Here is a 21,189-nt window from a genome sequence, read left to right as displayed (position 1 = left end):
TTATTCTCCTGCCTTTGCTACATTTGAAATATCCATTGGCATTTCTTTGTTGATAAAACCGCCGTTTGGATTTTTATCACTTGGCTTAACAGCTTTTTTAGCGATTTTACAACCCTCAACAATTACTTTATTTGTTTTAGGAAATACTGCTAAAACTTTACCTGTTTTGCCTTTGTCATCGCCTGCGATAACCTTTACCATATCATTCTTTTTAATTTTTAATTTCATTACAACACCTCCGGTGCTAGTGAAACAATTTTCATAAAGCCACCATATCTTACTTCACGACCTACTGGTCCAAAAATACGCGTTCCGATAGGCTCTCTTTTAGCATCAAGAATAACTGCTGCATTTTCATCAAAACGAATTAAAGAACCATTGTCTCTATGAATTTCTTTTTTAGTTCTAACGATAACTGCTTTTACTACTTGACCTTTTTTAACTTTACCATTTGGCAGAGCTTTTTTTACAGATGCAACGATTACATCACCAACAGTAGCGTATCTTCTTTTACTACCACCTAAAACCTTAATACACATTAATTCTTTTGCACCGCTATTATCAGCAACTGCAAGCCTAGTAAAACTTTGAATCATTACTCAACTCCTGCTGATACTATAGTTTTTAAGCGAAATGATTTTCTCTTAGAAAGTGGTCTACATTCAATAGCAACTACAGTATTTCCCACTTTAAGTTCATTTCTTTCATCATGAATTAAATATTTTTTAAAGCGTTTTACGATTTTTCTGTATTTTGGGTGAACCACTTTTCTTTCAACCAAAATTGTTGCTGTTTTATCTCCAGCAATTTGAACAACAACGCCTTGAATTTCTCTTTTAAATGCCATTTTCTATCCTTATTTTAAAGCGCTAATTGCAGTATTGATTCTAGCGATGTCTTTTTTAACTTCGCTAATCTCTTTAGGATTAGTTAGCTGCATTGTTTTTAGCTTTTGTCTTAAAGTAAATAAAAGCACCTTTTTTTCTTTTAGCATTGTTGCAAGCTCACCTGCTGTTTTATCTTTAATCTCAGTATATTTCATTTTGGCTCTCTCTTGTAACAAACTTAGTTTTAAATGGCAATTTGTGCATCGCTAAAGTTAAAGCTTGTCTTGCCATTTCTTCATTAACCCCTGCCATTTCATAAATGATACGACCTGGTTTAATGTTCATTACCCATTCCTCAACTGCACCTTTACCTTTACCCATACGAGTTTCTAAAGGTTTTTTAGTTAGAGGTTTATCTGGGAAAACTCTAATCCAAGTTTTACCTTGTCTTTTTACAAAACGAGTTAAAGCAATACGAGCTGCTTCGATTTGACGTGAATTGATACGGCCAGCTTCAGTTGCTTTTAGGGCAAAATCACCAAAAGTAAATTCAGTCCCTCTGTTGGCATAACCTCTGTTACGCCCTTTCATCATTTTACGATATTTTGTTCTTTTTGGCATTAACATGATTATTTACCTCTTCTTGCTCTTCTAGTTTTTTTAGCTGGAGCGTTTTCTTCGGTTTTTTCAGGTTGAACACCCTTTTGCAAAACTTCACCTTTGAAGATCCATACTTTAATACCTATGTTTCCATAAGTAGTGTGTGCTTCTGCAAAACCATAATCGATTTTTGCTCTTAAAGTGTGAAGTGGAACACGACCTTCTAGGTACCATTCAGTTCTTGCCATTTCAGCACCACCCAAACGGCCTGAAACTGAAACTTTAATCCCTTTAGCACCTGCTTTTTGCGCTCCTTGAATTACTTTTTTCATTGCTCTTCTAAAAGCAATTCTTTTTTCAAGTTGAGTAGCAACACTTTCAGCTGCAAGCTGAGCTGAAGCACCTGCTTTTCTTTCTTCTTTAATATTGATATTAACTTCTTTTTTGATTAAATCTTGAAGTTCTTTTCTTAAAATATCAACATCACTACCTTTTTTACCAATAATAATCCCTGGTCTTGCAGCTACAACAGTTACTCTTAATTTTTTCGCTGTTCTTTCTACAAGAATTTGGCTAATTCCTGCATAATAAAGTTTTCTTTTTAAGAAAGTTCTGATTTTATAATCTTCACCAATATTTTCTGCTAAATTAGCTTTTGTAGGAAACCATCTTGATTCCCAATTTCTATTAATTCCTAGTCTTAAACCAATCGGATTTACTTTTTGTCCCATATTAGCTTTCCTTTTTCACTGATGCTTTTTTAGCTTTTGTAGTTTTTTCAGCACTTGCTTCTACTTTACTAACTTCTACCAAAATGTGTGAAGTTGGCTTTCTAATACGACTAGCACTTCCTCTAGCTCTTGGTCTAAATCTTTTTAAAACCGCACCAGCATCAACACGACAACTTGAAACAACAACTTCATTTGCTTCAAATCCGCCATTTGCTACAGCACTTGAAATAGCATTTGCTATAAATTTAGCACCTTTATTTGGCATAAATTTCAAACTAGCTAATGCAAGCTCTGCATTCATACCTTGAACTTCTCTAGCAATCAATCTCGCTTTAGTTGGAGATAATCTTATGAATTTAATTAACGCTCTACTCATAAATCTCCCTTACTTACCTATTTTTTTCTGAACAGAGCCTTTGTGACCCTTGAATGTTCTAGTAGGTGCAAATTCACCTAATTTGTAACCGATATGATTTTCAGTAACATATACTGGGATAAAGCTTTTTCCATTATGAACATTAAAAGTTAAACCTATCATATCAGGTATAATAGTGCTGCGTCTTGACCAAGTTTTAATTGGCTTACCATCGTTAGCTTTTTTAGCAGCGATGACTTTTTTCATTACATGGTCATCAACAAAAGGACCTTTTTTTAGTGACCTAGCCATCTTACTTTCCTTTTCTTCTTGAAATTATTAGCTTATCGCTAGCTTTTTTACGGCGAGTTTTAGCACCTTTAGTTGGTTTACCCCATGGAGTAACTGGATGACGGCCTGAATTTTTCTTACCTTCACCCCCACCGTGCGGGTGATCAACTGGGTTCATCGCAGAACCTCTTGTTTGAGGACGAATACCTCTATGGCGATTTCTACCAGCTTTACCAATAGTCACGTTTGACCATTCTTCATTACCAACTTCGCCTATACTTGCCATACATTCAGCTAAAACTTGTCTCATTTCACCACTTGCAAGTCTTAAGATAACGTATTTTTCTTCTTTACCCATTAATTGAGCATAAGCACCTGCTGAACGGATCATTTGACCGCCTTTACCTGGCTTTAACTCGATATTGTGTACGATAGTACCCACTGGGATGTTTCTTAATTTCATTGCATTACCTGGTTTAATGTCAAGTCCGCTTTCAGCAGCACAAATAACATCACCAACACTTAAACCTTTTGGTTGTAAGATGTATCTTTTTTCACCATCTCTATAAGAGATTAATGCAATACGGCAATTTCTGTATGGATCGTACTCGATTGCTTCAACTTTACCTTCAATACCAAATTTTCTTCTTTTAAAATCTATAATTCTGTAAAGTTTTTTAGCACCTGCTTCTTTATGACGGCTTGTGATTCTACCATTATTGTTACGACCTGCATGAGCTGGAAGTTTGACAAGTAATGAACGCACACTAGCTTTTGCTGTGATATCATCAGAGCTTACACCTGTGATGTATCTTCTACTTGGAGTATATGGTTTATAAGTTTTAATTGCCATCTTATGCCTCCGAACTTTCTAAGCTCACACCTTCTGGTAGCTTAACATAGAATTTTTTAAAGCTATTTCTTTGACCTTCACGACCTCTAAAACGCTTTACTTTTCCATCCATTTTTAAAGAATTAATTCTTACTGGAGTTACACCAAAATATTCTCTTAAAACTTCTTTTAGACCATTTTTAGTCATTTTTGGAGAAGTTTGAATAACTACAACACCTTGCTCTTGAAGGTTTAAGCTTTTTTCAGTGTAAAGTATTGTTTTTATATCAGTAATATCTGCCATTTTAACCCTCTTTTACGATAGATTCAAGCGCTGCTTTTTCAATGATAACAGCATTAAATACAGATACTAAATAAGCATTTACTTCGCTAATATCAACTACATAGCAATTTGCTAAGTTTCTAAAAGCAAGAAGTGTTTTTTCATCTAGTAAATCTTTTACAATTAAAGCATCTTTTAAACCAAGCTTTTTAATAACTGCATTTGCATCTTTTGTTTTACCGCTTTCAATGCTTAAACTATCTACTGAGAATAATGCATTGTTTTGTGCTTTATCAGCCAATGCTCTTTCAAGCGCTAAGCGTTTTTGTTTTTTATTAACTTTTTGGAAATAGTTACGATTGTTTGTAGGACCAAATGCCACAGCACCACCAACCCAAACATTCGTTCTTGTTGAACCTGCTCTTGCACCACCACGACCTTTTTGTCTCCATGGTTTTTTACCACCACCGCTTACATCGCTTCTACCTTTAGTATGAGCTGTGTTTGCTCTAAGGCTAGCAAGATAAGATTTTACATATAAATAAAGGTTGTGAGGATTAACTTCTGCATATTTTGCTGGAAGATCGAGTTCACTAGCTTTTTCAAATTTATCATTTAAAACAGTTACTTTACTCATTTTGCAATCCTTATTTTACCCATAGCACCATTAAATCCTGGTACCGCACCTTTTACTACTAAGATGCCATTTTCTTCATCAAATGAAACTACTTCATTTTTAACAGTAACTTTTACATTACCATAATGACCTGCCATTTTCATACCTGGTTGAACACGACCTGGCCATTCGCGGTTACCGATTGATCCGTGACGTCTGTGGAATCTTGAACCGTGACTTGCAGGACCTCCGGCAAATCCGTGTCTTTTAACAACCCCACTATAACCTCTACCTTTAGAATTAAAGCTTACTTTTAAAATAGAAGCTTCTTTTAAAGGATTAAGATCAATATCGCCTGCTTCTGTGTTTGCTACTTCTAAAGAAGCAAATCTATTATATTCAGCTGAAAGATTGTATTTTTTTTGCTGACCTGCAATGCATTTATTATTTGCTTTGCCTTTTACATAAGCAACCAAAGCTTTTCCATTTTCTACTTCACATACTTTAGTTTGAACAAGTTTAAGTAAGGTTACAGGAATGCTTGGTGTGCTGATTGTTCTACTCATACCAATTTTTTCTACAATGTATTCCATATTCTATCCTTATTTACCCATAGCTCTTACTTCAACATTGACCTCTGGAGCCAAGTCAAGCTTAGTGAGTGAATCTACTGTATCTGGAGTAGCTGCTACAATATCAAGCATACGAGCATGAATTCTCATCTCAAATTGTTCGCGTGAATCTTTATTGATGTGTGGAGATTTCAAAACTGTGTATCTTTTGATTTTTGTAGGCATTGGCACTGGACCTCTGATGTCAGCACCTGTTCTTTTAACAGCTTCTACAATTGCTGCAACTGTGCGATCTAGAACTCTGTGGTCATAAGCTTTTAGCTTAAGCCTGATTCTTTCCATATTTTTTCCTTTGTAAAGAACTCGTTAGACCCATAAGAATCTAACCACCATATAAAATGATGTTGAGATTATATAAAAACATACTTTGCTATGTCAAGAAATTTATACATTTTTTTTAATTATTTTCCTTTTAAAAAGGATAAAAATAAAATTTTATAAATTTTAAAAGATTTTTTATACATTAAGAAAATCTAAGAAAAAATATAGTATGATTTCAAAATCTAAAGGGGCATTAGCTCAGCTGGGAGAGCACAACGCTGGCAGCGTTGGGGTCAGCGGTTCGAACCCGCTATGCTCCACCATTTAGTATTAAAGAAATCTATGAAATCGCTGCAATTTTTTTACGATAATTACCCAAAATTTCAAAAATTTGATGAAAGAAAAATTCAAATCCAAACCCATAAAAATATCATCATAAAAGGTGGTTTTGCAAGTGGTAAGAAAAATTTGATTTTAAATTTTTTGTCTTTATATAAAGCAGAAAATATACTTTTTATTGATTGTGATGATTTAAAATTTCAAGCAAGTGCTTTAATAAATTTAAATTCGTTTTTAACTTATAATCCACAGATTAAATTTTTAGCACTTTGCAACTTTACTCATGATTTTGACTTTGCTAGTTTAAAACACCTTAATTTGCAAATCATATTAAGCGTTTGTGATAGTAATTTTTGCTTAGATCAGTTTGAAGAACTTCATTTAGATTATTTAGATTTTGAAGAATTTTTAAGTCTAAATAAAAAATATGCTGATACCAAAACCATGGTAAGTTATTTTTTACACACAGGACGTAATGTGATTTTAAATCACAACTTTAACACAAACTCATCATACTTAAAAAGCTTTTATAGCCCATTAGAACTTACCATACTCAAACAAATTGCCCTAGAGCTTGGGGGTGAATTTAGCGTTAATGAGCTATTAAAAACCCTAAAAAATAACATAAAAATTTCAAAAGATACCTTATATAAAAGCATAGAAAAACTAGAATCAAACTACACTTTGTATTTTGTTAAAAATCTTGAAAAAAATTTAAAAAAAGTATATTTTTGGGATTTTTCACTAAAAAATTCTCTAAGCATACAAAAAGACTTTAGCGCATTGTTTGAAAATTTGATTTTAAGTGAGTTATTTAAATTTAAGCAAGAAATTTTTTATACTAAGCATTTTGATTTTTACTTACCAAGTCTTAAAAATGCATTTTTATGCTCGCCCTTTAAAGACAAAGATTTACTTAGCTTAAAAGTCAAAAAAATCCTTAGCAAAAACCAACTCGCACTTTCGACTATTTACATCATCACGCTTTCACAAAGAGATGAGTTTTTCATTGAAGGAGTGCGCGTGATGATTTTACCTTTTGATGAGTGGGCTTTAGGAAATTAATCCAACTCATCAAGATTGTGTTGCTCTATAATAGAAATAATAAGCTTGGTATAATTACTTTTAATCTCTGAATATTTTTCTAAATGACTTGCTGCTTCTTTGCCATCAAGTTTTTTATTTTCACTTATAGTGTTCCACCGCCAAGCTCTAAATTCTTTATAAGCATCATGACGATTTAAATTAAGCAAATATGAATCCACACTTTCTTGCAAGTTATCAAATATACGAATTTTGTGAGTTTTACCCTCGCCTCTTTCCTTTGGCACCAAACCTTTTTCGCCCCAAGTCCATTCTCCAAATAAATTATTTGCCTCTTTAGCAAAACGACTAGTGCCGGTTGCACTTTCAATAATAGCTTGAGCTATGGCTAAGGACTTTGGTACCTTTTGGATACGCATTTGGTATTCTTTATGATCGTATAAATTTTTAACACGGTATTTTTCTTTTAAAGACCATAGTTTTTGCACAGCATTAGAATTTAGCTTTCTAAAATTACTCTTTAAAGCTTCCCTAAAAAAAATATTTACAAATTCTTTTTCATTTTCAATTTCTTTAAAAGAAACATCTAACAAGGCGCTAATTTTTTTGATAAAAACTTCACGCTTTTCTTTTACACTTAAAGCATAATATTGTTCATCAAAACCTGCTATAAATTCAGCTTTTAAAAATAAAATACTACTAAGTAAAATTATAATCAGCTTCAAAACAGCTCTTTACCTTTCCTCTAAAAAATATTTGATCCTCTTCTAATCTAAAATACAAACTTTCATTACTCTTTGGCTTTACCAAGATATCATTTTTTACCTCTTGATTTAAATACGCTAGATAAAAACAAGCTCCCATACCTGTGCCACAAGCTAAAGTCTCATCTTCCACCCCGCGTTCATAAGTTCTAACTCTTATAAATTCATCATCTTCTACTTTAGCATAATTTACATTTGCATTATATTTTTTACGCACTTCCTTGCATAAATTTATATCAAACTTATTTAAATCATCAACAAAGGTTACTATATGTGGAACTCCAGTATTACAGCCTTGCCAAATTCTACCTTTATATTCAAAAGATTTTTTTATATCTTTTACCCCGCTAAGTTTTATTTCAACCATATCATCATCAACAAAAGATTTTATAAGTCCTGCTCCGGTTAAGAAATTTAAATATTGAGATTTTTTTAAATAATGATGAGCAAAATGAGCTGCTGCACGCGAGCCATTGCCGCACATATTTGCTTTGCTCCCATCACAATTATAAAACTCCCATTCAAAATCATATCTATCATGAGGCACAACTACTATAAGTCCATCAGCACCTATGCCTTCATAACGATTACAAAGAATTTTGGCTAACTCACTACGATCTTTTTTTTCATTATCTTCAAACACTACAAAATCATTCCCACTAGCACAATACTTGTAAAATTTCATTTTTCAACCTTTAAAGTGTGTTTTAAAAAATTTAGCACATTTTCTTCAAAATTCATATAACTTGAGTTATTTTTTATCACAAAATCTGCTTTTTTTAGTTTTTCTTCTATATCAAGCTGTAAATTAATCCTTTTTGAGGCTTCATTTTCATTTAAATTATCTCTTTGCATAAGCCTTTGAAGTAAAAGTTCTTTTGGAGTATAAATCAATATACTTTTTCCTAAATTCTGATAATGATTATTTTCAAAAAACAAAGGCAGTTCTATAAAAAAAGCCTTATTTTTCTTTTCTAAAATTTGTGCTTTTTGTAAAACCACTTCTTTGATTTTAGGATGCAAAAAATCTTCTAGCTTTTTTTTAGCATTTAAATCATTAAATACAATAGCACCGAGTTTTTTTCTATCTATTTTTCCTGCTATGATTAAATCATCATTCTTAAAAAGCTTAGCTATGGAATTTGCATTTTCATTTAAAAGCTCATGAGCTATCACATCTGCGCTTAAAGTATCAAAACCCAAATTTTGAACTATTTTTATAAAGCTTGACTTTCCACCTGCTATACTTGAAGTTACAAAATAAGCATTTTGCATAATTTAGCCTTAATTATTTTTAGTTAAAATACCTTTTAAATTCTTAAAGGAAGATAAATGAATATAAGCTATGAAGATGCGGGCGTGAGTATAGACAATGGCAATGCTTTTGTAGAAGCAATCAAGCCTTTAGTAAAAGAAACTTTTAATGAAAATGTCTTAGGTGGTATAGGCTCTTTTTCGGGTGCTTTTGCTATGCCAAGTGGTTTTAAAAACCCTGTTATGTTAGCAGCTACAGATGGGGTGGGTACGAAGCTACGCCTTGCTATTGATAGTCAAAAATTTGACACCATAGGCGAGGATTTAGTAGCAATGTGCGTGAATGATTTAATTTGCAATTTTGCTACACCTTTGTTTTTTTTAGACTATTATGCAACTGCAAAGTTAGATGTAGAAGTAGCCAAAAAAGTAGTAGCGGGGATTGCTAATGGTTGTAAAAAAGCAAATTGTGCCTTAATAGGCGGAGAAACTGCTGAAATGCCTGGAATGTATCATAGCAATGATTTTGACTTGGCAGGTTTTTCAGTGGGTATGGCCGAAAAAGATGAGATAGATAGAAGAAATTTTGTAAAAAATGGAGATATTTTGCTAGCTCTACCTAGTAGCGGACTTCACTCTAATGGGTATTCTTTAGCTAGAAAAGTATTATTTGAGGCACAAAAGCTTAAGTTTGATGATAAAATAGATGGTAAAAATTTAATCGATATTTTACTTGAACCTACAAGAATTTATGTAAAAGACTTTTTAAAATTAAAGCCTTTCATCAATGCACTAGCTCATATAACAGGCGGTGGTTTAGTAGAAAATTTACCTAGAGTTTTCCCAAGGGGAATAGGCGCAATCATTAGAAAACATCATTTAAAAACTCCTGAAATTTTTTACCAAATAGGCCAAAGTGTAGAAGAGGCTGAAATGTATAGAAGCTTTAATATGGGCGTGGGCTTAGTTATGGTGGTAGATCCATCTAATGTAGGAAAAGTTTTAGAGAGCTCAGACGCTTATGTAATAGGCGAAGTTGTGTTAAACGAAGGGGTTATTTTAGAGTAATTTAACTTCCTAGAATTTACTTTAACGAGTTTGCTTAAAAAGGAGTTATTTTGCTGTCTTTGTTAAACCCTGAATATTTTTTTGTTGTTTTATAATTTCATCTAAGCAAACTCTAGGAAATTAAATCATTTTCTTTAATTTATAGTAACATATAAAGATAAAAAAACCACCATAATCATAATAGTAATAAAAAATCTTTTTATACTTTGCTTCATTCCTTACCTTTAAAAAACCCTAGCTTAAAGCTAGGGTTAGTGTTAAAACTTATAACGAGCTTCTGCTTTAAATCCATAGTTAGCATCTGTATCATCTAAGAAGTAACGATTGGTTTCAAAGCTTAATTCTAAATTATCTTTAGCTTGAACTTTAAATCCTATAGCAGCATTTAAGAAACTATAATCATAATCTCCTTTTTTATAACGCCAAGTCCCCATTAAAGGATCTGAAAGTTTTCCATATTCAGCATCTGAAAAATACTTACCAAAGTCTGTTTTTAAATATACTAATGTTTTTTCATCATTATAATATTGACCTAAAAGCACAGAAGCAACAAGACCTAAATTTCTATAATCTTCATTATAGATTGAAATCTTATTAGATGTTTTAAATTTACTCTTAGCATAGTAAGTAAAATCAGCACCTATAGAACTATCTAAAAAAGCTCCTTTATTTAAATGAAGTTTTTTACCTAAAGCTGCAAATGCACTATAAGCAAATTGACTATAGTTTGAATTTATATCTCCACCATTGTATCTAGGATCATTAATAAAAGCAGTAGAAATATTTGTTTTTGCTTTGTAATGATCTAGATTAAATCCTGTTTCTATATAACTATCATCATGGAACATAAATGCAGAATAAAATCCTGTAGAAAAATTATTAATTTTAGAACTACCCAAACTATTTAAGTCAGAACTTAATCTTGCATACCCTGCATAAACCCCATTCATCATATCAAAGTTTTTAAAGCTTTTTTTCTCATCAAATCCATACTTACTTGAAGTATAAATGCTTGATATTTTTCTATCTCCATAAGCACTGCTGTGAAGATTTAGATGATTATTAGCACCTTGAACCCACATACCATAGTTTTGATTATTGTCTTTTAGTATTCTAAATCTCTCACTTAAATCATTTCTTGATAATAAGTGCATTCTATTAACTAAAAATCCACTATCTGTTATAGCTCTTATGATTTCTGATGGATCTTGGATAACACCATTATCTCCACCTCCGCCACCATAGTTTTTATTAACAACTTCTATTTTTTCTAAGTCTATATTACCTGTTTTATCATCTTGGGTAATAGTAGGGGTGATATAGTATCTTATAGCACCTTGATCTTTAGTGACCGTTGTATTAGAAGCTTGTAAATAACCTTCTAGTTTAAATTTATTTTTATCAGTGATTTGACTAAGATCTACTAAGGTATGATCGCCTGTAATAGTTTGAGAAATAGGGTTTTCATAAGTGAAGAAAATTCCAGCATCATCTAGTATTTCTATTTTAAAGTTTTTAATATCACTAAAATCTAATTCTTTAGTAATTTCAATGCTATCTCCTTTATTGTTTTTTAAATCCGTATAAAAACCAAAAGTAGCATCGCCTTTTAAAGTAAATTTATCTGTACTGATTTTTCTATAATCTTGCATAGATTTAAGTTTATTTTCTTCTAAAGCACCAAAGTATAATTTAGAATTTTCCAAATAAGCACCATAAGCCTTAGAGCTATTATTATCTCCAATGCCTTGTTCTACTTTAGCACTTAAATTTAAACTAGTTCCTACACTAATTAAAGAATTATTACTAGCATAAAGACTATAAGCTACTAAGTTACTTTTATCATCTGAATTGGTACTAGATTCAACATGTATATTTTTAACACTATCATTAGAGCTAGTGATATTTAAAACTCCTCCATTTATAGCAACTAAACCTAAAGCATAAGATGCTCCATCTAAACCATCTAAGTATTGAGTTCCCCAAGCTGATTGTGTGTATTTGCTATCTTTGTTAATTACAGTAGCATTGTGGATATTTCCTACTGTTCCTGCTTGACCACCTTTGCCTGATTTAGTTTTTATATTTATATTAGCATCTAGATTGATATTTGAACTTGCTTTACTAGAAAAAGCGGCTATAGCTATAGCATCACCACCTCTTCCACCAGCACCACCATCGCCTGAAGTAATTTTATTAGTAGAGCCTTGATTGTATTTATGATCAGCCCCATCACCTAAACCACCATCAGCACCATTACCACCATCGCCTGCTGTGATATTTATTTGCATATCTTTGCTTATACTAGCATTATTAGCATTATTAAAGCCAAATACTCTAAAGCCTTCTCCATCGCCACCATTACCACCATCGCCACCATTTCCATAAAGATAAGCATCAGTTCCAGCTTCGCCATTTGTGCCATTTTGACCAGTTTTAGTAAATACTCCAGCATCTCCTATATGCATAAGGGTTTTATAGTTATAAGTTTTACCATCTTTGCCATTTTTGCCATGATGATTTTCAACGATTTCTACCTTAGTTACTTTTAATTCACCTTCGTTTTTATAATCATTAAAAAATAACTCTACCCCATAGCGTCTGTTTTCAGTATCATAAGATCCACCACTACCACTTGAAGCAATTTCTACATCTTTAAGAGTGCCATTTTCACCTTTGATTAAAGTAATACCACCATTATCAAACTCAAATATTCCACTTTGTAGTTGTTCTTCTTCTAATTTTTTATTGATATAAGGATCTCTTATAGAAACAAATAATTTACCCTTACCATCTGATTTAAACTCATTTGCATTTAAAGTATCTGCCTTGCCTGAATTATGATTGATATTAAAAATCATAGTATTATCTTTTTCCAATACTACAGAATCATTAGTTTGGAATTTATGGAATTTATCAGTTTCACTAGAGTTTTTATTAAAATCTATATGAGCATTATTAAAAATTGCTCCTGAGGTATTATCATTAGCTTTATTAGTGGTAGTAGTTTGTATATTTACATTACCATCTATAGTTAAAAAAGAATCTTTAATATAAAAAGCACTTGCTCTAGATCCATCAGCTCCACTTGCACTAGCATTGATGATAAAATCTTTGTCGGATTTAAAAGTAAGATGAGAGCCATTGTTTATATATACTCCATATACTTCAGCCTTACCAGTACCTGAATTTGCACTAGCATTCATTGTAAAGCCATCTTTAGATGTAAGATTTAATTTAGAGCCATTATCTAAATATACTCCATAAATAACAGCATCACCATCTTTAGCATCTTCTCCATCTTTACCCTCATTAGCTACTCCATCTTCAAACTTATCATCTATTAAGGTAAAACTACCATCTTCTGTGTCTGCTTTGGTATGATCGCCTTTTTTACCACCTGTGCCACCTTTACCACCAGTAGCTTTTAAATCTAATTTACCATTTAAGGTAAGATTATAAGCTTGATTGCCATTTAATCCATTAGCATATATTCCAGCTATATATACATCACCACCGGCTCCGCCATTGCCACCATCTCCAGCTTTTACTCCATTAAAATGATCAATTCCATCAGCCATAGCTCCATTAGCACCATTGCCACCATTACCACCTATAGCATCAATGTTAGCATTTTTATCAAAGATACTAAAAAGACTAGAACCACTAAGGCGATATGCTACTTGGAAAAGACTTTCTCCTTTACCACCATGGCCTCCATCGCCACCATTACCATAAAGATAAGCATTAGTTCCATCTTTACCATCACCAGCATCACTTCCTATAGTACTAGCTCTTACAGACTTATTATCATGGCTTAGTATATTAATATTTGCTTCATCAAAGCTAAGTCCATCATCTCCTTTTTTACCTTCTTTAGAGCGTTTTATGGTTAGAGAATCTAGACTAAGATTATTACTATCTGCTTCTTGAGAAGTTTTATAAGCTGTCATATATCTAGTATCTTCTAAGTCAAAGCCTTTACTAGCAATTCCTAATGTGTATTCTTTTATACCATCAGTTAATAATTTTTTATCTGTGTATGTAAATTCTTTTGTTTCGCCTTCTTCTAAAGATTTTTTTCCACTTTTTATATCTTTTACAAACTGATCTTCTATATTTATAGTAAGATCATCTTTAGTAGTATTTGCATTTTTAGTTATTTGTATAAAACCTGCTGTGTTGTTTGCAATATCAGTGCTTATTATAATAACACTATTATCTTGTGTGGTTAAAGTATCACTAGCAAATTTCTTATCTGTTGCTATATTTAAAGTACTATTACTAAAGTGTGCACCTTTTTGCTTAGAATCTAAATTAGCACTAGCTCCACTTGTAGATGAAGTAAGAGTTAAATTATCTAAAAGATTAATAGTAGAATTTGTAGCTTTTAGAGTATAAGCTTGACTTTCTGCACTTGTATTTCCACCATTTATAGAAGAGTTTATAGTTATAGTGCCATTATCACTATAGCTTTTTAAATTTAAGCTAGTATTTTCTAAGGTGAGGGCATTAGCTTTTAAATTATTACTTGTGTTTGTTGCTGTGGTTGTCATGCTATCTAGTTTTAGGGTGTTATTTTCACCACCACTAAATTTCAAGCCCTGCGCATCAGCCCAGTTATTTTTAGCATTTGCACTAATATTAGCTGTTTTTATACCTATGTTTAGATTAGATTGGTTATTGATTTGAGTGTATTTTACATAAGCATTTCCATCAGTACCATTGCTACCATTAGCACCATTGCTACCACCAGCACCGCCACTACCCCAGCTACCACCGGAACTATTTCCTCCGCTACCAGGAGCTCCAGCACTACCGCCACCTCCTGCAGATCCAGCACCGCCTCCACGGCCACCATTGCCACCATTGCCACCATTGCCACCTTTACCACCAGTTCCACCAGTAGAAGTTAGAGTAAGTGAGGTAGAATCTACATTAGCACTTAAATCTACACTAGAGCCATTACCACCTACTCCACCAGTGCCACCATTGCCACCTTGGCCACCAGGGCTTGCAGCGCCTGGATTATTTTGACCTTGATAACAGCACCACCACCACTGGCATGGCTTCCATTAGTTCCGCCACTTAAAGTTATATCTTGAGCAAAAATTTCATTTGTTGTTAAAGGGTTTGAGGTAAAAAGTAAGCTTGCTAATACTAAAGAGAGTTTAATCTTAGAATTATGATTCCCCCCCCCATATATAAACACACTTAGGGTTTTTGGCATGGCTTGTATTAAAGGAATTTTAAATTATATTTTTAAATAAAATTTTAACTATATCTTAAATGGCTTTTAGAATAATTTAACACCATTTACCAATGCAAGTAAAGTTTTAGAAAGCTCAAAAGAAGATCATTTTAGAGTAGTGGCTTTAAGCCAACACTCTAAATTTATGCAAAATACCAAGCTATTAAGATATTTAAAGCCATTCCTACAAGCAACATAGGGGTAGATCTTTTAACAATAGCTATAGGATCTAACTTTGCAAAGCCTGCTAAGGCTAAAATTCCACCCGATATTGGCGAAGCAGCGCGCCCTAAACAAGAAGCAATCTCTAGTGGCAAAGCTAACGAGATAGGGTTTATACCTAACTTTTGAGCAATATCTGGAGCAAGTCTTCCAAAAGCATTAAAAGCAGCAATCCCACTACCCATAATCACACTTGCAAAATACACAATAAAACTTAAAACTATAATAGTAAGCAACACAGCAGAAGCCCCCATAGAAGAAACAGCTAAAGCTAAATGCTCAATGCCTTTTAATGCTTTAATACCTTCTGCAAAAATAGAAGCTGCTATAATAATACAAACAACACTTACAAAAATTTCTGCCATAGCTTTTAATATCACCATCAAATCATCTGCAAGTTTTTTTGCATCTTTGTGTCTAGCATACTCTAAAATAAAAACCAAACTTATACTTAAAAAATTAGCACTCACCACATCTAGCTTCACTTTATATCCATATAAATTTGCAAAATAAGCACCAAATAAAAAGACTATAGGAAGCCAAGGTAAGAAAATATAAAATAAAGGACAATTTGGGTTTTTTATTTCCATGTGTTCGATATTATCCACAACGCCTTTTGCTAAGTCTTTTTTATCCATATAACTATAATAAAACGGAATAAGCAAAGCTATCACAACAACATAAGCTATAACAGGATAAATTTGGTATTCAAAAAACATAGCAACAACATTTTCAATGCCTACCATATCTGCTAAATTTATAGAATTTCCATCCTTTGGGCCATAATCAAGTGCGATTAATGATAAAACCGATACAGCAGTGATAGGGCGAATTCCAATAGCAATTAAAACAGGGTAAATTGAAGCAAGTAATAAAAGCAAAAGTCCTGTATAGCTTGAAATAACTATTTTCAAAGCCATACCCACCACAAATGTTCCGCTTAAAACTAGGTATTTATTTTTAATTTTACCCAATGGTTTATTTGCTATAAAGGCTAATTTTGCCGAAGCATTGATATGTTTCATATAAGCTGCAAAACCTGCAACAGACATTATAATAAGTCCAACACCAGCCATATTTGTCTTAAAAGTTTGAGTTACAAAACCAAAGACATCAAAAATAGGATTTCCTAAGCTTTGTTTTAGTACAGACTCACCAGTTACTAAAGAAATAATGATTAAAATAATAATACCAGAAAGAAAAAAAGTGAAGATAGGATTGTATTTTTTAAGAATAAAATAGGCTACTATAAATACACAAAATAAAGTAGCCACGACAGAAAGAAAAACCTCCATAAAACCTCCTTAATATTGTATTAATTCATTTTACGAAGTTTTTCTTAAAAAAAACTTGATTATTTTACAGGATGAAGTTCGTTTGCGTAAAAGCTTACTGAGTTCATACCTTCTTTGATAGCCCATTCATAAGCTTTTGCTACAAATTCCCAGTTAATGTGCGCGTAGAATTTTTCTAAATACGCAGGGCGTGCATTACGATGATCTACATAGTAAGCATGCTCCCATACATCAACTACTAAAAGCGGAACTTTGCCTTCAGTGATAGGTGTAGCAGCATTGCTTGTAGCCACTAGTTCTAATTTTTGATTTTGAGTGTTATAAACTAGCCAAAACCAACCAGAACCAAATACCCCTGTAGCACCTTTTATAAATTCTTCTTTTAAATTTTCCATAGAACCAAAGTCTTTTTCAACCGCTGCTTTAAACTCAGCGCTCAAAGAACAGCCACAGCCACAGCATGTTTTTGGTTTAATACAATCAAAATAAAAATCATGATTATATACTTGAGCAGCGTTGTTAAAAACCCCACCATTTGAGTTTTGTATGATATAAACTAAATCTTTTCCTGCAAATTCAGTATCTTTGATAAGATTATTTAAGTTATTTACATAAGTTTGATGGTGTTTTCCATGATGAAATGCAAAAGTTTCTGCACTTAAAAAATCTCCAAAAGCATCTACTTCATAAGGTAGTTTTCTTAATTCAAACATATTGTTCTCCTTTTTTAAAATTTATAACATTCTAACATAGTTAAATTAAAAAAGACTAAATGAGTCTTTATTTTTCAAAAAGTATTATTTTATCCTGCTCTAAACTTTTTGCTACATCGATAATGCGTTGATTTTTACTACCTTTAAATTTTAAAGATAAGTCTTTTTGCTCTAAAACAAACCTCCCATCTATTAAAATATCAGCCAAGATAAGCAATTCTTTTTTTGATTTTTCTTGCAATAGTTCTTCATAAGTAAAACCTGTATATATAGTAAGATCAAGTCCTAATTCTTTAATATGTTTTGCTAGAATACTTAAATTTTTTACTTGCATAAAAGGTTCCCCGCCACTAAAAGTAACACCTTGAAGCAAAGGATTTTTACAAATCTCATCATACAAACTTGCCAAATCTTGCAAATAGCCTTTGTTAAAATCATGTGTTTGTGGGTTATGACAGCCTTTGCAATGATGAGGGCAACCTTGAGTAAAAATCACATAACGCAATCCATAGCCATCGACTATGGATTCTTTTATGACACCTGCTAATCTAAGAAATATCGTGCTTAATTCTTGCATAAACTTCAGCTTTTTTAGCATCATTAAAACGATCAAGCGTTCCGACTAAATAGCCAGTGATTCTTCTTATGCGTTCAAATTTAATATCATTTTCTTTTCTATGACATTTTGGACAAAACTCATCTATCACACCATTATAACCACACACTGGATCCCTATCTAGTGGGAAATTAATCGAGCCATAGCCTATATTGCTTTCTTTCATACATTTTATAATGCGTTCAAAACTTTCTAAATTCTTACTCACATCGCCGTTTAATTCTACATAAGTAATATGTCCGCCATTATTTAACTCATGATATGGAGCTTCTATTTGAATTTTTTCATAGATACTGATGGGAAAATCTACAGGAATATGAAAAGAATTAGTATAAAAATCTTTATCGGTTATGCCTTTTAAAATGCCGTATTTTTTTTGATCTAGTTTTAAAAATCTTCCACTTAAGCCTTCAGCTGGGGTAGCTATGAGTGAAAAATTCAGTTTGTCTTTGAGGGCTTTTTCATCGACAAATTCACGCATAAAACGCACGATTTGCAAGCCAAGTTCCTTTGCTTCTTGACTTTGTCCATGATGAGAACCTATCAAAGCTATTAAACTCTCACAAAGTCCTATATAACCTATAGCCAAAGTACCATGTGCGATAACTTTCTCTACGCTATCATTTTCTTTTAAAGTATCTGAATCTATCCAAATTCCCTCACCCATTAAAAATGGGAAATTTTTAACCTTTTTTAGACTTTGAATTTTATATCTATGGAGTAATTGCTCATACACAAGTTCTAATTTTTCTTTTAAAAGTGAGTAAAAAAGCTCTAAATTTCCTTTAGCTTCTATAGCTAAACGCACAAGATTTATACTTGTAAAACTTAAATTTCCTCTGCCACTTGTGATTTCTTTGCTCTCATCATAAACATTTGCCATAACTCTAGTTCTACAACCCATATAAGCCACTTCGCTATTATAATCGCCCTTTTTATAGTATTTTGCATTAAAACTTGCATCTAAAAAGCTAAAATTTGGAAAAAGTCTTTTAGAAGCACATTCTATGGCGAGTTTAAAAAGCTTGTAGTTTGGGTCTTTTTCATTATAATTAACACCTTCTTTTACCTTAAAAATTTGCACAGGGAAAATTGGTGTTTCGCCATTTCCTAAGCCTTTCATCGTAGCTTTTAGTAAATTTTCTATTACCATTTGCCCTTCAAATGAAGTATCGGTGCCATAATTTAGCGTGCTAAAAGGCACTTGGGCTCCTGCTCTTGAGTTCATAGTGTTAAGATTATGCACTAAAGCTTCCATAGCTTGAAAAGTAGCATTTTGCGTTTGCTCTAAAGCTCTTTTATAAGCATAAATATTGGCTTTTTCTAAGAATTTTTCATCATCATTTAAACCAAGTTTTAAAAGCTCTTTAAAGCATTCTTTTTCGCTTGAAGCTTGAAATTTTGTGTTATTAAAGCAACGCTCATCTAAGTTTTGCTCTAATTTTATTTCAAAAAACGCGTTTATAGCCTTTTTATACTCTTTTTGAAAAGTCTTTGCCACACCTTTTGCCATAGCAAAATCAAAATTTGGTATAGATTGGCCTCCATGCATTTCATTTTGATTAGCTTGCAAGGCAATGCAAGCTAAAGAAGCATAAGATCTTATGTCATTTGGCTCACGCAAGCTTCCATGTCCAGTGCTAAAACCATTTTCAAAAAGCTTTAACAAATCTATTTGACAGCAAGTTTGTGTTAGCATATAAAAATCTTTATCGTGTATGTGTATATCGCCGTTTTTGTGTGCATTTGCGATATGTTTTGGCAAAATACACTCATCTATATAGTATTTTGCACCTTCTGAGCCATATTTTAACATCATACCCATAGCACTATCTGAATTAATATTTGCATTTTCTCTTTTTAAATCAGCTTCTTTAGAGTCTTTAAAAGTTAAATCATCATACAAACTAAGTAAATCATAACTGCTATTGCGAATTTGTGTTCTTTTTTGACGGTATAAAATATAAGATTTTGCAGTATTGACTAAGGAATTTTTAATTAAAACCTCTTCAACTTTATCTTGAATTTGTTCTACTTGCATGTGATTTTCATCAAGCAAAGCCACAACCTCATCACAAAGCTTATCTAAAAAATCATTATTTAATTTTTCATCTGTGGAGTTTATATTGGCTTTGAAAATAGCATTTTTGATTTTAAAAACATCAAATGCAACTTGGCTCTTATCTCTTTTTATAATAAATTTTATTTTCATGGAAATTTTCCTAAAAAATAATCTCTAAGCACTATAAGATAGCACTTTGAAAAGATAAGTTTAGTACAAAAAGTTGATGAAAAACTTAAAAAGATAAAAGGAAAATTCACACATTTTTTGTGTGAATTTTGTTATTATAATTCAATACCCTTTACCAAGTATATTTTATCAAGGTCACGATTTCCAAACATTTTTTGAGTATTGCAATCTTTTTGGATATTCCATTCATCTAGTTCATGATGAAAATTTTTACAATTATGGAAAAGATATGCCATGGTAATTACATTTTGTACATCCCAATTTGCAACGCTATGCTCATATGCATGACAATTTTCAAAACAATGTGCCATTCTAGTAGCATTTGAAGTCTTCCAATACAACAAAGAGTGGTTAAATTTAGTACAATTAAAAAACATATAAGACATATCTTTTAGACTTTGTGTATTCCATTTTGATAAGTCTTGATTGAAATTTTTGCAGTTAAAAAACATGCTTGCCATATTTTCAACCTTGGAAACATTCCAACGCGACAAATCTGCATTAAAACTTTCGCAACAATAAAACATATATGACATGTCTTTAGCATTTGATACATCCCAACGCTCAATACCTAAAAAATCTAGTCTTTTAGAATAATAAAACACATAAGAAAAATCATCTACCAAAGATACATCAATATCTTTTAAAGAAATTCTTTCATTTTGCACCAAACTCATTAACTCATTTTTGTTTTTAGGTCTATACATTTTACCCTCCTTTTTTTGTATATTTTAAAAAACAAGTGTGAAGTTAATGTAAATTTAAAATGTTTAATAATTTCAAAAAAATTAATAGTAACAATTCAAATAAAAAATACACGGAAAACATTTGGTGATAGCATAAAAAACGAAATAAATAAAAGTGGTGACCCATACGAGACTCGAACTCGTGTTACCGCCGTGAAAGGGCGATGTCCTAACCGCTAGACGAATGGGCCTTTTTTG

26 protein-coding genes and 2 tRNA genes are annotated in these 21,189 nt (G+C 32.2%); 4 read left to right on the top strand and 24 right to left on the bottom strand.

From position 1 onward, the window contains the following. From rplX to rpsJ, 13 genes are read right to left on the bottom strand one after another with little or no spacing between them, the layout of a single operon-like run. Window positions 1-228 (bottom strand): 50S ribosomal protein L24, encoded by a 228-nt coding sequence (rplX, locus tag EL235_RS00430; protein WP_012660822.1) that lies wholly within the window; start codon window positions 226-228, stop codon window positions 1-3. Continuing rightward, on the bottom strand, window positions 228-596 hold the full coding sequence (gene rplN / locus EL235_RS00425) for a 50S ribosomal protein L14 (RefSeq protein ID WP_012660821.1): 369 nt from the start codon (window positions 594-596) through the stop codon (window positions 228-230). The genes rplX and rplN overlap by 1 nt, the downstream gene beginning before the upstream one ends. After that, the gene (gene rpsQ / locus EL235_RS00420) at window positions 596-847 is read right to left on the bottom strand and encodes a 30S ribosomal protein S17 (protein ID WP_039617148.1); all 252 of its coding nucleotides are present in this window, start codon (window positions 845-847) and stop codon (window positions 596-598) included. The genes rplN and rpsQ overlap by 1 nt, the downstream gene beginning before the upstream one ends. A gap of 9 nt (window positions 848-856) precedes the next feature. Then, window positions 857-1,042, bottom strand: coding sequence for a 50S ribosomal protein L29 (rpmC, locus tag EL235_RS00415; RefSeq protein ID WP_012660819.1), 186 nt, complete (start codon window positions 1,040-1,042; stop codon window positions 857-859). Continuing rightward, complete coding sequence (rplP, locus tag EL235_RS00410; protein ID WP_012660818.1) at window positions 1,029-1,454, bottom strand: 50S ribosomal protein L16; 426 nt, start codon at window positions 1,452-1,454, stop codon at window positions 1,029-1,031. The genes rpmC and rplP overlap by 14 nt, the downstream gene beginning before the upstream one ends. A gap of 2 nt (window positions 1,455-1,456) precedes the next feature. Further along, the gene (rpsC, locus tag EL235_RS00405; protein ID WP_039617145.1) at window positions 1,457-2,158 is read right to left on the bottom strand and encodes a 30S ribosomal protein S3; all 702 of its coding nucleotides are present in this window, start codon (window positions 2,156-2,158) and stop codon (window positions 1,457-1,459) included. A gap of 1 nt (window position 2,159) precedes the next feature. Next, on the bottom strand, window positions 2,160-2,534 hold the full coding sequence (rplV, locus tag EL235_RS00400; protein WP_039617143.1) for a 50S ribosomal protein L22: 375 nt from the start codon (window positions 2,532-2,534) through the stop codon (window positions 2,160-2,162). 9 nt (window positions 2,535-2,543) lie between these two features. After that, entirely contained in the window at window positions 2,544-2,825 is a 282-nt protein-coding gene (rpsS, locus tag EL235_RS00395; protein ID WP_039617142.1) for a 30S ribosomal protein S19, read from the bottom strand. A gap of 1 nt (window position 2,826) precedes the next feature. Beyond that, on the bottom strand, window positions 2,827-3,657 hold the full coding sequence (gene rplB, locus EL235_RS00390) for a 50S ribosomal protein L2 (protein WP_039625087.1): 831 nt from the start codon (window positions 3,655-3,657) through the stop codon (window positions 2,827-2,829). A gap of 1 nt (window position 3,658) precedes the next feature. Next, window positions 3,659-3,940 (bottom strand): 50S ribosomal protein L23, encoded by a 282-nt coding sequence (locus tag EL235_RS00385; protein WP_039617139.1) that lies wholly within the window; start codon window positions 3,938-3,940, stop codon window positions 3,659-3,661. Between the two features lies 1 nt (window position 3,941). After that, a complete protein-coding gene (gene rplD / locus EL235_RS00380) occupies window positions 3,942-4,556 on the bottom strand; it encodes a 50S ribosomal protein L4 (protein WP_039617137.1) in 615 nt (204 codons plus the stop codon). Further along, on the bottom strand, window positions 4,553-5,128 hold the full coding sequence (rplC, locus tag EL235_RS00375; RefSeq protein ID WP_012660811.1) for a 50S ribosomal protein L3: 576 nt from the start codon (window positions 5,126-5,128) through the stop codon (window positions 4,553-4,555). The genes rplD and rplC overlap by 4 nt, the downstream gene beginning before the upstream one ends. A gap of 9 nt (window positions 5,129-5,137) precedes the next feature. After that, entirely contained in the window at window positions 5,138-5,449 is a 312-nt protein-coding gene (gene rpsJ / locus EL235_RS00370) for a 30S ribosomal protein S10 (protein ID WP_012660810.1), read from the bottom strand. Window positions 5,450-5,675: 226 nt separating this feature from the next. Here rpsJ and EL235_RS00365 point away from each other — a divergent pair. Both EL235_RS00365 and EL235_RS00360 read left to right on the top strand, forming a co-directional pair. Next, window positions 5,676-5,751: transfer RNA gene (locus EL235_RS00365), tRNA-Ala, on the top strand. A 19-nt stretch (window positions 5,752-5,770) separates the two neighbouring features. Next, window positions 5,771-6,832, top strand: coding sequence for an ATP-binding protein (locus tag EL235_RS00360; protein WP_126340584.1), 1,062 nt, complete (start codon window positions 5,771-5,773; stop codon window positions 6,830-6,832). On the opposite strand, the gene EL235_RS00355 is transcribed toward EL235_RS00360, so the two are convergent. The 3 genes from EL235_RS00355 to coaE are packed head-to-tail and all read right to left on the bottom strand — an operon-like array spanning window position 6,829 to window position 8,850. Next, complete coding sequence (locus tag EL235_RS00355) at window positions 6,829-7,536, bottom strand: glucosaminidase domain-containing protein (protein ID WP_039625085.1); 708 nt, start codon at window positions 7,534-7,536, stop codon at window positions 6,829-6,831. The genes EL235_RS00360 and EL235_RS00355 overlap by 4 nt on opposite strands. Continuing rightward, the gene (gene dapF / locus EL235_RS00350; RefSeq protein ID WP_126340583.1) at window positions 7,511-8,260 is read right to left on the bottom strand and encodes a diaminopimelate epimerase; all 750 of its coding nucleotides are present in this window, start codon (window positions 8,258-8,260) and stop codon (window positions 7,511-7,513) included. The genes EL235_RS00355 and dapF overlap by 26 nt, the downstream gene beginning before the upstream one ends. Beyond that, window positions 8,257-8,850 carry a dephospho-CoA kinase gene (gene coaE / locus EL235_RS00345; RefSeq protein WP_039625082.1) on the bottom strand — a complete coding sequence of 198 codons (594 nt, stop codon included), beginning with the start codon at window positions 8,848-8,850 and terminating at the stop codon, window positions 8,257-8,259. The genes dapF and coaE overlap by 4 nt, the downstream gene beginning before the upstream one ends. A 57-nt stretch (window positions 8,851-8,907) precedes the next feature. On the opposite strand from coaE, the gene purM reads away from it, so the two are divergent. Further along, entirely contained in the window at window positions 8,908-9,897 is a 990-nt protein-coding gene (gene purM / locus EL235_RS00340; protein ID WP_039625080.1) for a phosphoribosylformylglycinamidine cyclo-ligase, read from the top strand. 257 nt (window positions 9,898-10,154) lie between these two features. Here purM and EL235_RS00335 read toward each other — a convergent pair whose 3' ends face one another. Together EL235_RS00335 and EL235_RS07855 are read right to left on the bottom strand one after the other, a co-directional pair. Next, window positions 10,155-14,498 carry an autotransporter outer membrane beta-barrel domain-containing protein gene (locus EL235_RS00335; RefSeq protein ID WP_126340582.1) on the bottom strand — a complete coding sequence of 1,448 codons (4,344 nt, stop codon included), beginning with the start codon at window positions 14,496-14,498 and terminating at the stop codon, window positions 10,155-10,157. A 98-nt stretch (window positions 14,499-14,596) separates the two neighbouring features. Continuing rightward, a complete protein-coding gene (locus EL235_RS07855) occupies window positions 14,597-14,773 on the bottom strand; it encodes a hypothetical protein (RefSeq protein ID WP_164717484.1) in 177 nt (58 codons plus the stop codon). Here EL235_RS07855 and EL235_RS07850 point away from each other — a divergent pair. Continuing rightward, a complete protein-coding gene (locus EL235_RS07850) occupies window positions 14,758-14,934 on the top strand; it encodes a hypothetical protein (RefSeq protein WP_164717483.1) in 177 nt (58 codons plus the stop codon). The genes EL235_RS07855 and EL235_RS07850 overlap by 16 nt on opposite strands. Window positions 14,935-15,291: 357 nt before the next feature. Here the strand turns inward: EL235_RS07850 and dcuC are convergent, their stop codons facing one another. From dcuC to EL235_RS00305, 6 genes are all read right to left on the bottom strand, one after another. Further along, entirely contained in the window at window positions 15,292-16,665 is a 1,374-nt protein-coding gene (gene dcuC, locus EL235_RS00330) for a C4-dicarboxylate transporter DcuC (RefSeq protein WP_114639913.1), read from the bottom strand. Window positions 16,666-16,724: 59 nt separating this feature from the next. Continuing rightward, a complete protein-coding gene (sodB, locus tag EL235_RS00325) occupies window positions 16,725-17,378 on the bottom strand; it encodes a superoxide dismutase [Fe] (protein WP_114639912.1) in 654 nt (217 codons plus the stop codon). A gap of 67 nt (window positions 17,379-17,445) precedes the next feature. Beyond that, complete coding sequence (nrdG, locus tag EL235_RS00320; protein ID WP_232017395.1) at window positions 17,446-17,955, bottom strand: anaerobic ribonucleoside-triphosphate reductase activating protein; 510 nt, start codon at window positions 17,953-17,955, stop codon at window positions 17,446-17,448. Beyond that, complete coding sequence (locus EL235_RS00315) at window positions 17,927-20,206, bottom strand: anaerobic ribonucleoside triphosphate reductase (protein WP_126340581.1); 2,280 nt, start codon at window positions 20,204-20,206, stop codon at window positions 17,927-17,929. Before EL235_RS00315 ends, nrdG begins: the two co-directional genes overlap by 29 nt. A 134-nt stretch (window positions 20,207-20,340) precedes the next feature. After that, the gene (locus EL235_RS00310) at window positions 20,341-20,952 is read right to left on the bottom strand and encodes a BspA family leucine-rich repeat surface protein (protein ID WP_052243222.1); all 612 of its coding nucleotides are present in this window, start codon (window positions 20,950-20,952) and stop codon (window positions 20,341-20,343) included. Between the two features lie 155 nt (window positions 20,953-21,107). Further along, a tRNA-Glu gene (locus tag EL235_RS00305) sits at window positions 21,108-21,182 on the bottom strand. Window positions 21,183-21,189: the final 7 nt, after the last annotated feature.

Origin of the sequence: Campylobacter lari (genome assembly GCF_900638335.1) — a bacterium.
Taxonomy (GTDB): domain Bacteria; phylum Campylobacterota; class Campylobacteria; order Campylobacterales; family Campylobacteraceae; genus Campylobacter_D; species Campylobacter_D lari_E.
Note: the sequence above shows the minus strand (reverse complement) of the source record. Positions and strands in the feature narration are given on the sequence as shown.